This window comes from Micromonospora sp. RV43 (assembly GCF_001029515.1).
GTDB classification, from domain to species: domain Bacteria; phylum Actinomycetota; class Actinomycetes; order Mycobacteriales; family Micromonosporaceae; genus Micromonospora; species Micromonospora aurantiaca.
In genome coordinates this window covers 237,413-253,928 of the sequence record NZ_LEKG01000001.1, presented here as the reverse complement: position 1 = coordinate 253,928, position 16,516 = coordinate 237,413, and the positions used below count along the sequence as shown (strand labels likewise).

At 74.8% G+C, this 16,516-nt stretch carries 11 protein-coding genes; 5 read left to right on the top strand and 6 right to left on the bottom strand.

Going from position 1 to position 16,516, the window contains the following annotated elements:
• Positions 1-4: 4 nt before the first annotated feature.
• A complete protein-coding gene (locus ABD52_RS01040) occupies positions 5-2,101 on the top strand; it encodes a carbohydrate-binding module family 20 domain-containing protein (RefSeq protein WP_063778284.1) in 2,097 nt (698 codons plus the stop codon).
• 48 nt (positions 2,102-2,149) lie between these two features.
• Here the strand turns inward: ABD52_RS01040 and ABD52_RS01035 are convergent, their stop codons facing one another.
• From ABD52_RS01035 to ABD52_RS01020, 4 genes are all read right to left on the bottom strand, one after another.
• Positions 2,150-3,346 carry an MFS transporter gene (locus ABD52_RS01035; protein ID WP_152748161.1) on the bottom strand — a complete coding sequence of 399 codons (1,197 nt, stop codon included), beginning with the start codon at positions 3,344-3,346 and terminating at the stop codon, positions 2,150-2,152.
• A 79-nt stretch (positions 3,347-3,425) separates the two neighbouring features.
• Positions 3,426-3,899, bottom strand: a complete 474-nt coding sequence (locus tag ABD52_RS01030; RefSeq protein WP_047890360.1) for a hypothetical protein — start codon at positions 3,897-3,899, stop codon at positions 3,426-3,428.
• 33 nt (positions 3,900-3,932) lie between these two features.
• Positions 3,933-4,121: a hypothetical protein gene (locus tag ABD52_RS41545; RefSeq protein ID WP_047890361.1), complete on the bottom strand. Its 189-nt coding sequence runs from the start codon at positions 4,119-4,121 to the stop codon at positions 3,933-3,935.
• Positions 4,122-4,162: 41 nt separating this feature from the next.
• Positions 4,163-4,975, bottom strand: a complete 813-nt coding sequence (locus ABD52_RS01020; protein ID WP_235437288.1) for a hypothetical protein — start codon at positions 4,973-4,975, stop codon at positions 4,163-4,165.
• 110 nt (positions 4,976-5,085) lie between these two features.
• Between ABD52_RS01020 and ABD52_RS01015 the strand changes: the two genes are divergently transcribed.
• A complete protein-coding gene (locus ABD52_RS01015; RefSeq protein ID WP_047890363.1) occupies positions 5,086-7,746 on the top strand; it encodes a cation-transporting P-type ATPase in 2,661 nt (886 codons plus the stop codon).
• Positions 7,747-7,779: 33 nt separating this feature from the next.
• Positions 7,780-8,661: a universal stress protein gene (locus ABD52_RS01010; RefSeq protein ID WP_047890427.1), complete on the top strand. Its 882-nt coding sequence runs from the start codon at positions 7,780-7,782 to the stop codon at positions 8,659-8,661.
• A 76-nt stretch (positions 8,662-8,737) separates the two neighbouring features.
• Here the strand turns inward: ABD52_RS01010 and ABD52_RS01005 are convergent, their stop codons facing one another.
• Both ABD52_RS01005 and ABD52_RS01000 read right to left on the bottom strand, forming a co-directional pair.
• A complete protein-coding gene (locus tag ABD52_RS01005) occupies positions 8,738-9,037 on the bottom strand; it encodes an STAS domain-containing protein (RefSeq protein WP_013286839.1) in 300 nt (99 codons plus the stop codon).
• A complete protein-coding gene (locus ABD52_RS01000) occupies positions 9,034-13,182 on the bottom strand; it encodes a SpoIIE family protein phosphatase (RefSeq protein WP_047890364.1) in 4,149 nt (1,382 codons plus the stop codon). Before ABD52_RS01000 ends, ABD52_RS01005 begins: the two co-directional genes overlap by 4 nt.
• Before the next feature lie 293 nt (positions 13,183-13,475).
• Here ABD52_RS01000 and rph point away from each other — a divergent pair, with 293 nt between their 5' ends.
• Together rph and ABD52_RS00990 are read left to right on the top strand one after the other, a co-directional pair.
• Positions 13,476-16,070, top strand: coding sequence for a rifamycin-inactivating phosphotransferase (gene rph / locus ABD52_RS00995; protein WP_047890365.1), 2,595 nt, complete (start codon positions 13,476-13,478; stop codon positions 16,068-16,070).
• A 48-nt stretch (positions 16,071-16,118) separates the two neighbouring features.
• A complete protein-coding gene (locus ABD52_RS00990; RefSeq protein ID WP_047890366.1) occupies positions 16,119-16,487 on the top strand; it encodes a MerR family transcriptional regulator in 369 nt (122 codons plus the stop codon).
• Positions 16,488-16,516: the final 29 nt, after the last annotated feature.

The following is a 16,516-nucleotide window of genomic DNA, read 5'->3' as shown; positions in this document are numbered from 1 at the left end:
CCAGTTGGGTGGCGGTCACCTCGCCGTCGTCCTGAACGACAGCGAGGTGACCGCCAACCTCTGGGAATGGAACTGGAACTCGGTCGCCGCCGCCTGCACCGACCACCTCGGACCGGCCGGCTACGGCGCGGTGCAGGTGGCGCCGCCGCAGGAGTCGGTGAAGCTGCCCGCCAGCGCCGACGGCGCCTACCCCTGGTACGAGGTGTACCAGCCGGTGTCGTACAAGCTGGACAGCCGGTTCGGCAACCGCCAGCAGTTCGCCGCCATGGTCACCGCGTGCCACAACGCCGGTGTGCGCGTCTACGTCGACGCGGTCGTCAACCACATGGCCGGCACCAACAACCCGGCCGGCACGCGCGGCTACGCCGGCACCGAGTTCTCCGGCTACAGCTACCCGGCCGTGCCGTACGGCGCCGGCGACTTCCACCGCCCCGGCGACAACTGCCCGACCGGCGGCGCGATCAGCGACTGGAACAACGAGGCCCAGGTGACCAGCTGCGAGCTGCTGTCGCTGTCCGACCTCTACACCGAGAAGGAAGCGGTCCGCAACAAGATCGCGGGCTACCTCAACGACCTGATCGGGCTCGGCGTCGACGGCTTCCGGGTCGACGCGGTCAAGCACATCCGCAAGGACGACTTCGCGGCCATCCTGGGCAAGCTGAACAACACCGTCGCCGAGGGCCGGCGTCCGTACGTCGCACAGGAGATCTTCGACGGCGCCAGTAATCCCGCGTTGCAGGCCCGGGCGTACATCGGCAACGGCGACGTGCTCGACTTCGCGTACGCCAAGGGCATTCGCTCGGCGTTCCAGGGCTCGATCTCGGCGCTGGCGAACGTGCCGAACTGGAACCTCGACGCGCCGAGCGCCAACGTCTTCGCCATGGTCACCAACCACGACCTGGAGCGCGACGGTGTGGTGCTGTCGTACAAGAACGGCACCGACTACGTGCTGGCGAACTACTTCGCGCTGGCCTACCCGCACGGCAAGCCGTCGGTCTACGACAGCTTCACCTGGTCCAACCGCAACCAGTCCCCGCCGCACGACGGCACCGGACGGGTCACCGACACGACCTGCGGCGCCGCCTGGAACTGCCTGAGCCGCAGCACCGGCGTCAAGGGCATGGTCGGCTGGGCCAACGCCGCCCGGCCGGTGAAGACCGTCTCGGACTTCACCACAGTGAACAGCAACGTGATCGGCTTCCACCGGGGCGACCGGGCCTGGATCGGCGTCAACGACTCCGGCTCGGCCACCACCGCCACCTTCGTCACCGGGCTCGCCGACGGCCGGTACTGCGACGTCATCTCCGGCGTCGCCACCGGCAGCGGCTGCACCGGCTCCACGGTGACCGTGGCCGGCGGCCGGGCCACGGTGACCCTCCCGGCCAACGACGCGGTCGCGATCCACGTGAACGCCCGGCCGGGTGCCAGCCCGTCCCCGACCGCCTCCCCGACCGTGTCGCCGACGGCCTCCCCGACCGCGTCCCCCACGGTCAGCCCGGGTGACCGGATCGCCACCACGTTCACCGTCGCCGCGAACCTGGCCGCCGGGCAGGACGTCTACGTCGTCGGCAGCATCCCCGAGCTGGGCTCGTGGACGCCCGCGAACGGCGTCAAGCTCGCCGCGCAGGGCGGCGGCACCTACCGCGCCACCGTCAGCCTGCCCCGGTCCACCGGCGTGGAGTTCAAGTTCGTCAAGCTGACCACCGCCGGTGCGGTCACCTGGGAGTCCGGCGCGAACCGGACGCTCACCACGCCGGCCACCGGCACGTACGCGGTGACCGAGACGTTCCGCGGCGACACCGTCAGCACGGCTGTGGCCACCACGTTCTCCGTCACCGCGACCACCGTCTACGGACAGAACGTGTTCGTGGTCGGCAACATCCCGGCGCTCGGCGGCTGGAACCCGTCCGCCGCCGTCGCCCTCTCGTCCGCCGCCTATCCGGTCTGGCGGGCCACGGTCGACCTGCCCGCGAACACCGCTGTCGAGTACAAGTACGTCAAGAAGAACCCGGACGGCACGGTGATCTGGGAGTCCGGCGCGAACCGGACGTTCACCACGCCGGCCGGCGGCACCCGGGCCGTCAGCGACACCTGGCGCTGACGATCGTGCGGCCCGTCCCCCTCACCCCTGGGGACGGGCCGCATCCGGTCAGGCCCGGACCCGGGCCTCGGCCTCCGACGCGGTGATGACGCCTCCGCGGCCTCCGGTCCGGGCCGCCGCCAGTGCCGCGGCCAGGCACGCCACCGCGGCGAGCACCAGCGGCGGCCGGCCGCCGACCGCGACCGCCGCCGACCCGAGCGGGATGGCCAGCGTGATCGGGCCGAACATCGCGGTGTTCGCGGTCCCGGCGACCCGCCCGAGCATCGCCTGCGGCGTGTACGTCTGCACGGCGGTGACCGCCGCGACGAGCGTCCACGGCAGACCCACACCGACGACGACCGAGGCGGCCACAGTGCCCGGCCACCAGGGCAGGCAGCGCCCCAGACAGCCGGCGGCGAACAGGACCGCGCCCGCGGCACCGACCGTGATCTCGCCGTGGCGACGGACGAGCCGGCCGACGACGAGCCCGGCGAGCAGTGACCCGCCGCCCTGCGCGCTCGCCAGCACACCGAGGAACGTCGACGGCAGCGCCAGGTCCGTCACCACCACGTCGTACAGCGCTGCGGTGGTGAACCCGGACATCGCGATGGACACCGCCGCGAGCGCCACGGGTACGCGCACCGCCCGCCGGGCCAGCAGCGCGGCGAGGCCGTCCCACACCCGCGCCGGGCGTGCGGCCGGGGGAGCGGGGGCGGTCCGCGTCAGGCGCAACGCGCCGTACAGGGCGGCCGCGAGCACCGGTACGGCGGCGGCGAGCACCGCGACGACGTGCCCGCCCCGCCACGCGTACAGGCCCGCCCCGGCCAGCGGCGCCACCAGCTTCATGCCCTCCTGTGCGCTCGACCGCCAGCCGTTGACGTCGGCCAGCCGGGCCGGGGGGAGCGCGGCGGGCAGCAACGCGGTCTCGCCGGCGTCGACGAGCACGTAGCCGATGCCGTAGGCGAGCGAGACGGCGTAGATCAGCCACGCCTCGCCGGGCCCTCGCACCGCCAGCAGGCTCAGCAGCGCGGCGGCGAGCGCGAGGTCGACACCGATCACCAGGGGACGCCGGGGCACCCGGTCGAGCAGGCCGCCGAGCCACGGTCCGGCCAGCGTCGGGGCGTAGACGCAGAGCCCGGCCAGCGCGGCGAGCCCGGTGGAACCGGTGAGATCGAGGATCCAGATGCCGGAGACCAGGGCCATGGCGCTGCCGCCGAGGCCGGACAGCAGCGAGACGGCCACGAACAGGACGGCGTTGCGGCGCATGGATCCCCCGAGAGGTTGAGTCTGGTGGACTCACATCCTCCGGAGTTGAGCCGTCTCGGGGCAATGCCTTGGGCGTACGTCAATGCGATGTTGACAGCGCGGCGGCGATGCGCCGGGCGGCGTCGCGTGCCGGAGCGGGCAGCCGCCGCCCCGCCCCGGCCAGGTCGTCGGCGAGGTGCGCGGCCAGCGCGTACAGCGGCCCGGCGGGGGCGTCCAGCGCGAGCGCGCAGGTGCGGCGCGTCAACGCCGCGCGGGCGAAGCGCCCGTCCCACGCGCGGTCCGTCTCGATCCAGCGGTGCAGGTCGGTGACTGCCGCCCGCAGCACGGGCAGTTCGGGGGAGTCGCCCGGGTCGAGCCGGGCCAGGCGGGTCCGCCGGGCCGCCACGAGGCGTTGCCGGCGCTGCTCGGCGGCCTGCCGGCTGCCCAGGCCCAGCGCCCGCGCGACGTCGGCCCAGGTGGCGCCGTCGTGCCGGGCCCGGTCGATCAGGTCCAGCTCGCGGTCGTCCAGCCGGACCCGGGCCGCGGCGATCTCGGACAGGCGGTCCAGGGTCACCCGTCAACGCTACATTGACATCGGCCCGGCGCGTCAGTCCGCCGGGACGCCCGGGCCCACCTCGCCGCGCGCCAGGTGCTCGGCGTTGCGGTCGGCCTCACTTTCCGCGTTCTCCGCCCCGGCGCCCGGATCCCGGGTACGCCGTCCCTCGGCGTCCTGGAACACCTGCCCGCGCTCGAGCGCGCCCTCCTGCTGCCGCTGGAACTGCTCCGGATCAGTCATGACCGTCAGGTGCCCCGGCGGCCGCGCGGCAAACCGGTACGTCAGCGCGGCGGCGCCACGTAGAGGGCGGTCCGGCAGCCGGTCTCGCCCGGCTCCAGCCAGATCCGGTCGTACCCGGGACTCTCGATCTTCCCGGCCGGCGTGCGGACGAGCAGGAGACAGTCCCGTTCGGCCGGTACGCCGACGGCGGCGACGAGCGCGCCCTCGTGCACTGTCGTGTCGACGCTGATCCAGTCCTGTGGGAAGGCCGCCCGCACCGCGCCCGCAAGCGTGTCCGGGGTGGCGGTGCGCAGCACGGCGGTGAGCCGCTGCCGCCCGTCCTCGGGCACCCTCGGCACCGGCGCGGCGGTGGGCGGCGAGGGAGCGGCGCCGCTCGGACAGTCGATCTCGTGGTACGTCGTGTAGCGGTAGAGCTCGAACTCGTAGCGGTAGCAGCGCGCGGCCTCACCGGCGCTGTTGCTCGCGCCACCGATCGACACCGGCGGCTGCTCCGGCACCGTCACCACGAACCGCACGTCGACGGTGGCCCGCTCGTTCCCGGCGGTGCGCCCGGACCAGGCCAGCGCCTCCCGCCGGACTGTCGCACCGCCGCCGGACGCGGCGTCCGTCGGCTCCTGGACGATCTCGGCCGCTGCGATCGACCCGGCGTCCCGCGCCCGGTTGCGGTGACCCAGCTCCGTGTTGAGCTGCTTCGCCTCCGCCGCCGCGGTGTCACGCGCCAGCGCGTCGCCGCTCTCCTCCCCGAACCCCCTCCCGCACCCCGCCGACGCGAGGAGGAGCACCGCGAGCGTCCACCGGACCCATCGGTGACGGGACAGAGGTGTCGGCTCGGTGGCGCTGCGTGTCCGGCTCACCGCGCCGACGTTACCGACGAGCCGGGGGCCGCGCTGCCCCGTACGCGGGGGGCCGTTGGTCCCGGGTCCGACAGGCCCTCGGCCCTGCGACCCACGTAGGTTCGCGCGGCATGCTGGGATTGCCCGGCGCGGGCGGCGACGACATGGAGGACGATGTGGTGATCAACGGCGGGCCGGCGACAGCGACGACGCCCACCGAGATCTCTCCGGCCCCCGCGACCGGGCTCGGCTCGGCCGAGGCGGCCGCCCGGCTGCGCGCCGACGGCCCGAACACCGTGGCCGCCCCGCGCAAGCGCGGGCTGGCCGGCCGGGTGTTCCGCCAGCTCACCGACCCGCTGGTGGCGCTGCTGCTGGCCGCTGCCGTGGTGACCACGCTGCTGCGCGACTACCCGGACACCGCCGTGATCGTGCTGGTCGTCCTGATCAACACCGTGATCGGCGTGGTGCAGGAGGTACGCGCCGACCGGGCCGTCGCCGCGCTGGACCGGCTCGCCGCACCGACCGCGCGTGTGGTCCGCGACGGCCGTGACCTCGTGCTGCCCGCCGCCGACCTGGTCCGCGGCGACCTGGTCCGGCTGGAGGCCGGCGACGTGGTACCCGCCGACCTGGACCTCACCGACGCGGTACGCCTCAGCCTGGACGAGTCGGCGCTGACCGGCGAGTCGGTGCCGGTGGCCCGGGTCGCGGGGGAGGAGGCCAGCGCCGGCACCGTGGTCACCACCGGCCGCGCCACCGGAACCGTGGCGCGCACCGGCGCGGCGAGCGCGCTGGGCCGGATCAGTGCCCTGGTCGCGGCGACCCGGCCGGCGCCCACCCCGCTGCAACGACGCCTGTCCTCGCTCGGCCGGGTGCTCGGCCTGACCGCCGTGGTGCTCTCCGGGCTGGTCTTCGCCATCGGCGTGCTCGACGGGCGGCCGGTCACGCAGATGGCCGTCACCGCCGTCAGCCTCGTGGTGGCGGCCGTACCGGAGTCGCTGCCCGCCGTCGTCACGCTGGCGCTCGCCCTGGGCGCGCGCCGGATGGCCGGCAGCCGCGCCATCCCCCGCCGGCTGCACGCGGTGGAGACCCTCGGCTCGGTCACCGTGATCGCCTCCGACAAGACCGGCACGCTCACCGAGGGCCGCATGGCCGTGCAGTACGCGGTCGTCCCCGGCCGCGACCGCTACGCCGTCACCGGCACCGGCTACGCGCCCGACGGCGAGGTGCACCACCGGGGCGAGCCGGTGAGCGCCCCCGACGAGCTGCGCGCTCTCGCCCGCGCCGGGCTGCTCTGCAACGACGCCACAGTGACGCCGCCGACCGACGAGCGGCCCGAGTGGACGGCGATCGGTGACCCGCTGGAGGCGGCGCTCGTCACGTTCGGCGCCCGCTGCGGCCTGGACCCGGACACCACCCGCGACGCCTGGCCCCGCGTGGCGGAGGCCCCGTTCGACCAGGACCTGCGCCGCATGACCACGGTGCACCGCCGCTGCGACGGGCGCTACCTGGTGGTCTGCAAGGGCGCGCCGGAGAACCTGCTGGCCGCGCCGCTGGTGGACGCCGACGCCGCGGAACTGGCCGAGCTGACCGACGCCGCGCACCGGCTCGCCACCGAAGGGCTGCGGGTTCTGGCGGTGGCCTCCGCGGTGGTCGACACCCTGCCCGACCCGGCCCGGCCGGCCGGCCTGCGCCCCCTGGGCCTGGTCGCGGTCGGCGACCCGCTGCGCGCCGCGGCCCCCGGCATCGCCGCGGGCTTCGAGGAGGCCGGCATCCGGCTGGTCCTCATCACCGGCGACCATCCGGCGACCGCCGCCGCCATCGGCGGACGGCTCGGGCTCTGGCGCGACGGCGACCCGCTCGCCAACGGCGACGACGGCGACCCGGGCCGCGCCCACCCCGAGACCCGGGTGTACGCGCGGACCCAGCCGGAACAGAAGCTCGACATCATCGCCGGCCTCCAGAACCGGGGGCACGTGGTGGCGATGACCGGCGACGGCGTCAACGACGCCCCGGCGCTGCGCCGCGCGGACATCGGCGTGGCCATGGGCGGCGGCACCGAGGTGGCCCGGCAGGCCTCCGACCTGGTCCTCGTCGACGACGACCTGACCACCGTGGCGACCGCCATCGGCGAGGGCCGCCGGATCTACGACAACATCCGCCGGTTCCTGCGCTACGCGCTCGCCGGTGGCGTCGCCGAGATCGCGGTGATGCTGCTCGGCCCGCTGTTCGGCCTGCCGGTGCCGCTGCTGCCGGCGCAGATCCTCTGGATCAACCTGCTCACCCACGGCGTACCCGGTGTGGCGCTCGGCGCGGAACCGGCCGAGCCGGGCACGCTGCGCCGGCCGCCCCGCTCGCCGCAGGAGTCGGTGCTCGGCGCCGGCCTGGGCCGGGACGTGCTGGTCACCGGCGGGCTGATCGCCGCGGCGACGTTCGGCGCCGGGGTGTGGGCCGCGGCGGCCGACCGGCCGTGGCAGTCGGTGGTGTTCGTGGTCCTCGGCCTCGCCCAGCTCGGCGTGGCGCTGGCGGTCCGCGCGATCCGTACCCCGGGTTCGCGCGAGCGCAACCTCGCGCTGCCGGTGGCGGTAGCGATCTCCGCTGTGCTCCAGGTGGCGGGCGTGCTGCTGCCGCCCCTGCGCGAGCTGCTCGGCACCTCGCCGCTCAGCGCGCTCGACCTGCTCGCCTGCGCCGCGATCGGCGTGCTGCCCGGGCTGGTGCTGCGGCTGACCCGCCGCTTCCGCGGGACCAACGGCCCCCACGCCGGGCCCGCCGGCCCTGCCGGGCCGGCCGCCTGACCGGCAGGCTGAGGACGAGTGAAGGAGGACGACATGACGATCCACTCGCAGGCCCCCGTCGTGGTGGGCGTGGACGGCTCCGCCGCCTCGCTGGACGCGGTCCGGGTGGCCGCCCGCGAGGCCGCCGACCGGAACCGGCCGCTGCAGGTGGTGCACGCCTTCATCTGGCCGCTGACCCGCGCGCCGCTCACCCCGGCCCCGGGCGCGCCCGCCGGCGCCGGCCTGCGCAACCAGGCCGAACGGGTCGTCGCCGAGGCGGTCGCCGAGGCCGGCAAGGTCGCGCCGGACGTACCGGTCACCGGCGTGGTGGTCGACGGCGCGCCGGCGGCGGTGCTGGTCGCCGAGTCGAGCGAGGCGGCGCTGATCGTGCTCGGCCACCGCGGTCTGGGCGGGTTCGCCGGCCTGCTGATCGGCTCGGTCACGCTCCAGGTGTCGGCCCGCGCGCACTGCCCGGTGCTGGTGACGCGCGGCGAGGCGCGCGCCGACGGCCCGGTCGTGGTCGGCGTGGACGGCTCCGAGCTGTCCACCGCGGCGGTCGGGTACGCGTACGAGGAGGCCGACCGCCGGGGCGCGTCGCTGATCGTGGTGCACGCCTGGCTGTACCCCACCCCGATCGGCCCCGGCGACATCCTGCCCCTGGTGTACGACCCGGAGGCGCTCGCCGAGGAGTCCCGGCGCGTCCTCGCCGAGTCGATCGCGGGCTGGGCCGAGCGTTACCCCGACGTGCCGGTACGGCAGCGGTCGCTGCGCGGCGCCCCGGCCCGGGTGCTTGTGGAGGAGTCGAAGGACGCCCAGCTCGTGGTGGTCGGCGCGCACGGACGGGGCGCGCTGGGCGGGCTGCTGCTCGGCTCGGTCAGCCACGCGGTGCTGCACCACGCCCACTCGCCGCTGGTGATCGTGCGCAACGGAACCTGACCCCGCGACCGCGCCCGACCAGGCGACAGCCCGTGACGGCGCCCGACCCGCGACAGCGCCTGACGCCCCGACGGCGTCAGGCGCTGCGGACCGTGGTGAGGTCGGCCAGCCCGGAGATGGTCAGCAGCGGCTCCAGCAGCGGGCCGGCGATCAGCGCGATCCGGTCGGCGTGCGGGAACAGCGCGGCCAGCCCGGCGCTGTCCAGGTACTCCACCTTCGTGAGGTCCACGACCAGGGGCTCGCCGTCGGGGCGTACGGCCTCGGCCAGCGCGTCGGCGAAGGCGGACGCGTTGCTCATGTCGATCTCACCGACGGCGGCCAGCACGCGGACGCCGTCGGGGCTGTCGCTCGTGGTCAGGGTCAGGGACGTGCTCATGGCGTGATCCTCGCCTGCATGTCGACGGTGGTGCCGGTGGCCCCCGGAGTGACGCTGATGTTGTCCATCAGCGCGCGCATGAGCACGAGTCCCCGGCCGCGGTGCGGGTCGGGAGGCTGGTCCCGGTCGCGCCAGTGTCCGCTGTCGGTGACGCTCAGGCGCAGGGCGCCGGCGGTGGCGGCGGCGCGCAGCCGGATCCGGCCGCCCGGGTTGTCGCGGTGCCCGTGCTCGATCGCGTTGGCGCACGCCTCCCCGGCCGCCACCAGGATGTTGTACGCGTGGGCCGGGGCCAGCCCGCAGCGGTCCAGCCATCCCCGCAGCGCGGTGCGGACCTCGGCGAGGCGCGTCGACTCGGCCGGGAACTCCAGTTCCAGCGGCCCGGGGTGACGGTAGAGCAGCAGGGCCACGTCGTCGTGGTAGCCGCCGTCCGGGGTGAGCCGGTCCATGATCTCGGTCGCCAGCACCTCGACCGGCGCGTGGTGGCCCTGCTGGATGGCGTCGGTGGCGCGGGCGATGCCGGCGGTGATCGGCTGGCGGCGGCGTTCCACCAGGCCGTCGGTGTAGAGCATCAGGGTGGCGCGCGGCGGGACCGTCGCCTCCGCCTCGGGACGTTCCTGCCCGGGGCGTACGGCCAGCGGCCGGGACCGGCCGTGCTGCAGCAGTTCGGGAGTGCCGTCGGCGCGGACCACGATGGCCGGTGGGTGACCGGCGCTGGAGTAGCGCATCAGGCCGGTGGCCGGGTCGAGGACGCCACAGAAGACGGTGGCGCAGGACGCCCCCGGCAGCAGCGCGGCGAACCGGTCCAGCGCCACGAGCGTCCGGGCCGGGCTCGGGTCCTGCAACAGCAGGGCACGGCAGGCGCTGCGCAGCTGCCCCATCACCGTCGCGGCCTGAAGGCCGTGTCCCACGCAGTCGCCGACCACGATGCCGATGCGCCCGTCCGGCAGCTCGACGGTGTCGTACCAGTCGCCGCCGACCTTGAGCGGCATCGCGGCGGGGGAGTACCGCACCGCGAAACCGGCGGGGAGCTGCGCCGGGCCGAGGATCGCCCGTTGCAGGGCCAGCGCGGTCTCCCGCTGCTGGTCGATCTGGTGCACCCGGTGCAGCCCCTGCCCGATGTGGCCGGCCAGCAGCGCCAGCAGCGTCTGGTCCTGCTCGGTGCAGGGCCGCTTCTCGCCCAGGTCGATCCAGAGCGCCATGGTGCCGTGCGGATGCTCGACGGCGATGCCGGCGCCGTGCGTACGCGTCGCCACCGGGGTCAGCAGCGGGGTGTCCCGGAGCGCGAGCAACGCCTGCCGGCGCTCCTGCGGCAACGTCTCCCACCGGGCCGCCGGGTCGGTGGCGGTCACCTCGGGGGCGGGCAGGTCGCCGAAGACGGCGGTGAGCACGCCGGCGGCCCGCCACAGCTTGCGCAGCTCGTCCAGCACCCCGTGCAGCGCGTCGGTGAGGTCGTCGGCCTGCGACAGCCGCATGCTGAGCCCGGCCAGGGCGGTCTCCCGCTGCACCGCGTAGTGCTCGGCGGTGACGTCGCGGAACGTGCCGACGATCATCCGGCGGCCGCTGTCCGGGTCGTCGACCTGGTTGAACGCGGCCGAGATCCAGATCCGGTGCCCGTCGCGGTGGGTCACCGGCACGGTGTACGTGCCACGGGTCTGGCCCACGAGTCTCGAGAACGCCTCCGCCACCTGGCGGTGCGCCTCGGGCTCGGCCTCCCGGTCCGGCCACCACGGGTGCACCGCGGGGTAGGGCAGGTCCTCGGTCCCGTACCCGAGGATGCCGGTGAACGCCGCGTTGATCTCGACCACCGCGCCGTCCTCGTCGCAGACGAAGAACGCCTCCTGCAACGAGTCGACGAGCGCGGTACGCCAGCGGGCGTGGTGGTTGCGCAGCCGGGCCAGCTCCACGTTCGCGCGTACCCGGGCCAGCAGTTCGGCGGCCGGGAACGGCTTGACCAGGTAGTCGTCGGCGCCGGCCTCCAACCCCTCGATCGAGGCCTCCTGACCGGCGCGGGCGGACAGCAGCAGCACCGGAGTGCCGGCCGTACGCTGGTCGGCGCGCAGCGCGGCCACCAGTTGCAGGCCGTCGAGCCGGGGCATCATCACGTCGCTGACCACCAGGTCGGGGGTGTGCGCGCGGGCGGCGTCCAGCGCGGCCCGCCCGTCGGCGACGGCCCGCACCTCGTGTCCGGCCGAGCGCAGCAGCCGGGTGAGGTACTCCCGCATGTCGGCGTTGTCGTCGGCCACCAGGACCCGGGCCGGCGCCCCACCGGGCAGCGGCTGGACCGGCCCCTCGGCCGGGTCGCCCGCGCCGACGGCGGCGCCCGGGTCGGCGGGCAGCCAGCGCAGCGCCTCCTGCACGAACGGCTCGGCCGACACCGGCGCCCGGCCGGTGCCCGCCGGGGCGAGCGCGTCGGCGGGCAGGTGGGCGGTGCCGAACGGCAGCCGGATCGTGAAGCTGGTGCCCCGGCCCACCGCGCTGGACGCGTCGATGTCGCCGCCGTGCAGCGTGACCAGCTCCTGGACCAGGGCCAGGCCGATTCCGCTGCCCTCGTCGGAGCGGGAGCGGGCGTTCTCGATGCGGTGGAACCGCTCGAACAGGCGCGGCATCTCGTCGGCGGGTACGCCGATGCCGGTGTCGGAGATCCGCAGCACCGCCGCGTCGCCATCGGCGCGCAGCTCCACCCGGATCGTGCCGTCGAAGGTGAACTTCAGCGCGTTGCTGAGCAGGTTCAGCACCACCTTCTCCCACATGCCGCGGTCCAGGTGCACCGGCTCGGGCAGGGGCGGGCAGTCCACCTCGAAGGACAGACCGGCCCGTTCGATAGCCGACCGGAAGACGCTCGCCAGGTCGGCGGTCACCGCGGCCAGGTCCACCGGCTCGTAGCGGGCCTGCATCCGCCCGGCCTCGATGCGGGAGAAGTCGAGCAGGCTGTTGACCAGCTTGCCCAGGCGCAGCCCGTTGCGGCGGATGACGTCCAGCTCGGTGCGGACCTGCTCGTCGGCGCCCTGCAACCGGCCGCGCAGCTCGTCCAGCGGTCCCATGATCAAGGTGAGCGGGGTGCGGAACTCGTGACTGATGTTGGAGAAGAACGCGGTCTTCGCGCGGTCCAGCTCGGCGAGTTCCTCGGCCCGCCGCTGCTGCGCCTGGTAGCTGCGGGCGCTGGCGATCCCGGTGGCCAGATGCCCGGCGGTCAGCTCGACGAAGCCGCGGTACCCGTCGTCCAGCGCCCGGTAGCGGTTCAGTCCGGCGACCAGGAACCCGTACGGCGCTCCGCCCTGCTGCCGCAGCGGCACCAGGAGCGCCTCGGCCGGCGCGGCGGGCCAGACACCGGCGGGCAGGTCCGTGAAGGCGGGGCCGTCGAGCGCGACCCGCACCGACTCGCCCTCGGTGAGGGAGCCGGCCGGCCACGGCGCGGCCGGGTCGCCGGGCGACAGCGTGGCGGGGGCCGCCGGATGGCCCGCCGCCAACCCGGTCGCCTCCACCAGCCGAGCGCCGCCGTCGTCGTCGTACAGGTAGGTGAGCGTGAACGGCAGGTCCTGCGGGTTGCGGGCCAGCTGGCGGCTGACGAACGCGAGCGTCTCCTGTTCGGTGCGGATGACGCTCGGGTCCGAGCCGAGGTCGCGCAGCGTGGCCATCCGCCGTTCGCCGATGACCCGCTCGGTGTCCTCGCTGACCACGCAGAGCATCCCGACCAGGCTGCCGTCGTCGGCGCGCAGCGGGCTGTAGGAGAACGTGTGGTACGTCTCCTCCCGGTAACCGGCGCGCTCCAGGAACAGCAGCAGGCCCTCGTCCCAGGTCGCCTCGCCGGTGCGCAGCACGGTGTCGACACGGGGGCCGATGTCGTCCCAGATCTCCGCCCACACCTCGTTCGCCGGCAGCCCCAGCGCCCACGGGTACTTGCGGCCGAGCGTGTCCCGCCGGTAGGCGGCGTTGCAGAAGAAACTGAGCTGCGGCCCCCAGGCCATCCACATCGGGAACCGGGAGGACAGCAGGATCCGCACCGCGGTCCGCAGGCTCTGCGGCCAGGTGTCCGGCGGGCCCAGGGGGTGCGCCGACCAGTCGATCCGCGCCAGGTCCGGCCCGATCTCCGCGTCCACGGCGAAGACGTCGGCGCGCGTACGCGGGTCGGTGTCAGCGCCGCTCATCGCCCGAGTCTCCCCCACCCCGTCCGGTCCCGCTCGTCCGGGCCGCGTCGCGGCCTCGTGGTCGCTTCTTGCCCCGTCGCGCCCCCGGCACTCCACCCGGGGCGGGGAGATCTGACTCACGTGACGGCAGCGGGTCAGGGCAGGGGTTCGTGGTGCGGCAAAACGAAAGGCAAGGAGACACCTCTCCTCGCCACTATCAACGTATATCGCACCCCGGGTCTTGCCGCAAGGCCCCGGTGATGCCGCAGAATCAGCGGCCGATGCGGGTCGAGCTGCGAAAACGGGGGCACGGCATGACCGGACGGTACGTGTGGCAACTGCACGAGGTCGACGAGACGCGGATCGCCGCGGTCGGCGGCAAGGGCGCGCACCTGGGGGCGTTGACGCGGATCGACGGGGTGCGCGTACCCCCGGGTTTCTGCGTCACCACCGACGCCTTCCGGCTGGCCGTGGCGCGGACGCCGGCGCTGGCCGGCCCGCTGGACCGGCTCGCCCGCGCGGACGCGGACGACCCGGCGGCGCTCCGGACGGCCGCTGCCGAGGTGCGTCGCGTCGTCGAGCGGACCGCGCTACCGGGCGACGTCGCGGCGGCGGTCACCGCCGCGCTGGCCGGGCTTGGCGCGGACGCCGCGTACGCCGTGCGGTCGAGCGCGACCGCCGAGGACCTGCCGACCGCCTCGTTCGCGGGCCAGGAGGACACCTACCTGAACGTGGTCGGCACGGCCGAGGTGCTGCGGCACGTGAGCCGCTGCTGGGCCTCGCTGTTCACCGACCGGGCGGTGACCTACCGGCGGCGCCACGGCATCGACGACCGTGCCGTGGACATGGCCGTGGTGGTGCAGCTGATGGTCGTCCCGGACGCGGCCGGGATCATGTTCACCGCCGACCCGGTGACCGGGAACCGGACGGTGGTGTCGGTGGAGGCCGGCTTCGGTCTCGGCGAGGCCCTGGTCTCCGGCCTGGTGAACCCGGACGTCTTCACGGTGCGCGACGGCGCGGTGGCCGGCCGGACGATCGGCGCGAAGGCGCGGGCGGTGCACGCGGTGCCCGGCGGCGGCACCCGGGAGACGCCAGTCGACCCGGCGCGGCAGGCCCAGCCCGCGCTGACCGACGCGCAGGCGGTACGCCTCGCCGCGCTGGGACGGCGGATCGAGGCGCGCTTCGGGTGCCCGCAGGACATCGAGTGGGCCCTGACCGGCGACGACATCCACATCCTCCAGAGCCGGCCGATCACCACGCTGTTCCCGGTGCCGGCGGCCGCCGACGGGCGGTTCCGCGTCTACCTGTCGGTCGGCCACCAGCAGATGATGACCGACGCGATGAAGCCGCTGGGCCTGTCGATGTGGCGGCTGACCGCCATGGCGCCGATGCACGAGGCGGGTGGGCGGCTGTTCGTCGACGCCACGCCGCACCTGTCCACGGCGGCGGGTCGTACCGCGTTCCTGGGCATGATCGGCCGGGCCGACCCGCTCACCCGGGACGCGCTGGACACGGTCCTCGCCCGGGACGTCGTACCGGCCGCGCCGGACCCGGCCCCGGCCGGCCCGCCCGTGGGCGGCCCGCCGCCCTCGATCGACACCGACCCGGCGATCGTCACCACGCTCGTCGAGCGCAGCCGGGAGTCGATCGCCGCCCTGCGCCGCGACGTCCGCGGCCGCTCCGGGCCCGAGCTGTTCGACTTCCTGATCGAGGCGTTCGCCGAGCACAAGCGGGTGCTCACCGATCCGGTGAGCGCCCAGGTGATCATGGCGGGGATGCAGGCCACCTGGTGGCTCAACGACAAGCTGGGGGAGTGGCTCGGTGAACGCGACGCCGCCGACACGCTCACTCTCTCCGCGCCCGGCAACGTCACCGCCGAGATGGGCCTGGCGCTGCTCGACGTGGCGGACGTGGTCCGCGCGTACCCCGAGGTGGTGGCGTTCCTGCGGGACGCCGCCGACGACGGGTTCCTGGACGAGCTGCCGAAGCTGCCCGGCGGCGTCGGGGCGCGCGACGCCATCGCCGGCTACCTCGACCGGTACGGCATGCGCTGCGTCGGCGAGATCGACATCACCCGGCCACGATGGAGCGAGCGCCCGGCCACGCTCGTCCCGTTGATCCTGGACAACGTCCGCACCTTCGCCCCGGGCGCCGCCGCGCGCCGCTTCGCCCAGGGCCGGGAGCGGGCCGAGGCGAAGGCCCGGGAGGTGCTGGACCGCCTGCGCGCGCTGCCCGACGGCGAGCGTAGGGCCGCCGAGACGCAGGCCGTGATCGAGCGGGTACGGACGTTCGCCGGCTACCGGGAGTACCCGAAGTACGACATCGTGAGCCGCTACGCCGTCTACAAGCAGGCGCTCATGGCGGAGGCCGGCCGGCTGGTGCGCGCCGGTGTGCTCGCCGGTCCGGAGGACGCCTTCTACCTCACCTTCGACGAGTTCCGCGAGGTCGCGGCCACCGGCTCTGTGGACGCCGCGCTGATCCGCAGGCGCCGGGAGGAGTTCCGGGCGCACCGGTCGCTCACCCCGCCCCGGGTGCTCACCTCCGACGGCGAGGCGCTGAACGGCTCGTACCGGCGCGACGACGTGCCACCGGGCGCCCTGGCCGGGCTGGCGGTCTCGGCCGGCGTCGTCGAGGGGCGGGCGCGGGTCGTGGCGGACCTGGCCGGCGCCGACCTGGAGCCGGGCGACATCCTCGTCACCGCACACACCGACCCGAGCTGGACGCCGCTGTTCGTGGCCGTCGCGGGCCTGGTGACGGAGGTTGGCGGGCTGATGACGCACGGCGCGGTGATCGCCCGTGAGTACGGCCTGCCCGCAGTGGTGGCGGTGCCGGACGCGACCCGGCTGATCCCGGACGGTGGGCGGATCCGCGTGCACGGCACCGACGGGTACGTCGAGCTGCTGTCCTGACCGGTGCGGCATGCCCGATGATGGAGGTCCGGCGAGCGGGGAGGCGCGATGCGGATCGGGGAGCTGTCGGCGCGTACCGGGGTGAGCGCCCGGTCCATCCGGTACTACGAGCAGCAGGGCCTGCTCGCCGCCGTGCGCACCGCGAGCGGGCAGCGGGTCTTCGCCGAGTCGGCCGTGGACCGGGTCCGGCTCATCCAGCGGCTGTTCGACGCCGGGTTGAGCAGCCGCCGGATGGCCGAGCTGCTGCCCTGCGTGACCGATCCGGAGGTCCGCACCTCGTGGCTCACCGACCGGCTGCGCGAGGAGCGGACCCGGATGACAGCCGAGATGGCATGGCTCGCGCACGCCGTCGCGGTGCTCGACGACGTGGTGTCCGACATGACAGTGACCGAGGACACCCGGGATCCGGCCGCCTGAGCGCTTGCCCTTGACACCGGTGTCAACTC